Below are 2,746 nucleotides of genomic sequence, written 5' to 3'. Positions count from 1 at the left end.
GTAAGCGCGCATTTCTCTGCGCCTGTGATTGAATAGATTGATGCTGCAATTTGCGTCACGCCCGAAGGAGGGGCGCGACGCGATGGATGGAAACGAGAGAAACAGCATTCAGTTGAAGCCGATAGGCATTCGGGCGAACGGTGGCCGGGAATACGATCCGGCTGACAAGGTGAGGTTGGTCGTGGAATGCCTGAAGCCCGGGGTTTCGGTGGCCGGGCTTGCGGTTGCACATGGGTTAAACCCGAATCTCGTGCGCAAATGGATTAGCGATTACCGGAAACGGCAGCAAGACAGGCAAAGCCCTGCATCGCCTGCGGCGTCAGCGTTTATTGAGATCGTTGCGGCTGGCGAACCGATCAAGACCATAACGACGTCCGCCGATACGGATCAGCAAGGTGTGAGGTCTCATGAAGCCGCAGCATGTGTGCAATCTTCTGGCCTGTTGGGGCATGACGCAGCGAGTGAAATCGTCCGGGAAAAGGTAACGCCTCTGCTGGCAATCAGTCTGGAAGCGCTAACGGATGCCGTTCTGAGCGCGGTTGCGGGATGGCGTGCTGAACTTGATCCGATGGTTGTTCGGAACACACTTGAGCGTCGCAAGCGCCTTGGTGGCTGGGCTGTCCATGAAGGTGACGACAGTGCCGTCGAGCAGGCGTCGGAGACCGGAGGGGAGCGCATGGAACTGCCGGATATTGGCGATGGCAGCAGGGCGGAGGGGTTGGCCGCTTCGTTATCCGATGGACCGCCGCGTTACCTGCGTACTTATGATGCTGCGCTGTTCCTGAGGTTGTCAGCGCGAACGATGGAAAAGCACCGCTGCTGTGGCACGGGGCCGGTCTATCGCAAACTCGGTGGTCGGGTCGTTTATGCACTTTCCGACCTGGAGCATTGGGCGGCCCGGGGCATTGTCAGTTCGACGGCCGACAGCACAATGGTCCGCGCGGCCAGAACGCAGCGTCAGAGGGAAGAATGATCATGGTCCTCAAAACGATGACAACAGTCATGGAGGGCCTTTGCCATGCTGCGTCTGGCCGATGATGTGAAAGTCTATCTTCACCGCGAACCGGTCGATCTGAGAGCGGGTATCGACAGCCTTGCGATACTGGTCGAGCAAACCATGCAGCTCGATCCGTGGTCGCGGTCCATATTTGCGTTTTGCAACCGCCAGCGGGACCGGATGAAACTCCTCTTCTTCGATCGGCAGGGGTTTATCCTTGTTTTGAAGCGTCTCGAAGCCGACAGGTTCCGTTGGCCGCGCCGGGCGGAAGCGGTTCTGACGCTCACGACGGAGCAGCTTCATTGGCTTCTGGACGGCATCGACATCGATGCGATGTCCCGTCATCCGGTACGACGTTATTGTAGTGTTGCCGGCATTGTGCCGGAACCCGAAGGGCGCGTTTCGCTGTAATAGCTTCAGCCAGCCTCTGGCGAGAAAATCGTTGACCTGACAGGAGGCTCCTGATTCAAGAATCGGGATGAATCCAACCTGTTCGACGTCAGATCCCGATGAACTGCTTGCCCAGATTGCTGCGCTGAAGGCGGAGAACGGTAAACTCGTCGAGAAAGTCGCAGAGCTTGAGGAAGCGCTCGTCCTCGCCAATCTCAAGCTCTACGGGCCCAGCAGCGAAAAGCTCGATGATCGCGTCTTCAATGAGGCCGAACAGGCCGCCGGGACTGAAGATGCCGAGGAATACGACGGCGGTGACGGTGGCGATGATGCCATCATCAATTTGCCGGACACCGGGCTTGCCGAACCAGGGGAGCAACTTCGCAAAAAGCGTGGGCGCAAACGCCTTCCCACTCATCTGCCACGTGAACGCGTCGAATACGATGTGACGGAAGATCAAAAGCTGTGCCCTTGCTGCCGTCATCCGATGCACAGAATGGGTGAAGTCGTCACCGAACAATTGCATGTGGTGACGAGCGCGAAGGTCTTGCAGAATGCACGGGCCAAATATGCCTGTCGGAATTGCGAGCGCACTGGCATCACCACCCCTGTGGTGATCGCGCCGATGCCGCCGCAGCCCTTGCCGGGCAGCGTCGCCACGCCCTCGACGCTGGCATTGGCGCTTGTCAGCAAATATGTGGATGGAATGCCGCTCTATCGCCTGTCGCAGGCATTCGACCGGATCAATGTGCCGATGAGCCGTGGGACCTTCGGCAATTGGGTGATCCGCGCCTGCGATCTGCATCTGAACCGCATTTATGATGCCCTGAAGGAAAAGCTTCTGGCCCAGCCCGTTCTCCATGGCGATGAGACCTGGGTGCAGGTGCTGAAGGAAAAGGGGAGAAAGCCCCAGAACAAATCCTACATGTGGGCCTTTCGCAGCGCGCAGGACAGCGAACAGCCAGTCGTGCTGTTCGAATACCAGCCCGGTCGCGGCAAGCAGTACCCTCAGGCTTTTCTTGGCGACTATCGCGGTCTTCTGATCAGTGACGGTTACGAGGCCTGGCGCACGATCAGCGGTGCCATGCATTTTGGCTGCATGGCGCATGCGCGCAGGAAGTTCAACGACGCGTTGCTGGCCATGAAGAAACCCGGTGGCGCGCCGATGGAGGCCATGAAGGTGTTCGCAATGCTTTACCAGATCGAAAAGCAGGCGCGCGAAGACGAGCCGGGTGACGGGGAAACACGCCACGCCTATACATTCCGGTTGCGCCAGCAGCATAGTGTGCCGGTGTTGATTGCCTTCAGGCAATGGCTCGAAAAAATATCCGGGAAGATTGCACCCAAAAGCAAGCTCGG

Annotated in this window: 3 protein-coding genes and 1 pseudogene; all 4 read left to right on the top strand. The window is 58.3% G+C overall.

Translation table 11 applies throughout. The features are described 5' to 3' along the window. Positions 1-40: 40 nt before the first annotated feature. A pseudogene (locus QSJ70_RS27255) lies at positions 41-292 on the top strand (transposase); the annotation flags it as partial. Between the two features lie 384 nt (positions 293-676). After that, on the top strand, positions 677-973 hold the full coding sequence (locus QSJ70_RS27250) for a helix-turn-helix transcriptional regulator (protein ID WP_502871728.1): 297 nt from the start codon (positions 677-679) through the stop codon (positions 971-973). A 45-nt stretch (positions 974-1,018) separates the two neighbouring features. Beyond that, entirely contained in the window at positions 1,019-1,408 is a 390-nt protein-coding gene (gene tnpB, locus QSJ70_RS27245) for an IS66 family insertion sequence element accessory protein TnpB (protein ID WP_285541334.1), read from the top strand. 67 nt (positions 1,409-1,475) lie between these two features. After that, the coding region (gene tnpC, locus QSJ70_RS27240) for an IS66 family transposase (protein WP_285541332.1) at positions 1,476-2,746 on the top strand (1,271 nt) is incomplete at its 3' end.

This window comes from Brucella sp. NBRC 12950 (genome assembly GCF_030268145.1).
GTDB lineage: Bacteria > Pseudomonadota > Alphaproteobacteria > Rhizobiales > Rhizobiaceae > Brucella.
Note: the sequence above shows the minus strand (reverse complement) of the source record. Positions and strands in the feature narration are given on the sequence as shown.

What these genes read in the sequence shown, in the direction of transcription:
- tnpB (WP_285541334.1), top strand. Translation starts at nt 1,019, where the DNA reads ATGCTGCGTCTGGCCGATGATGTGAAAGTCTATCTTCACCGCGAACCG.
- QSJ70_RS27250 (WP_502871728.1), top strand. Translation starts at nt 677, where the DNA reads ATGGAACTGCCGGATATTGGCGATGGCAGCAGGGCGGAGGGGTTGGCC.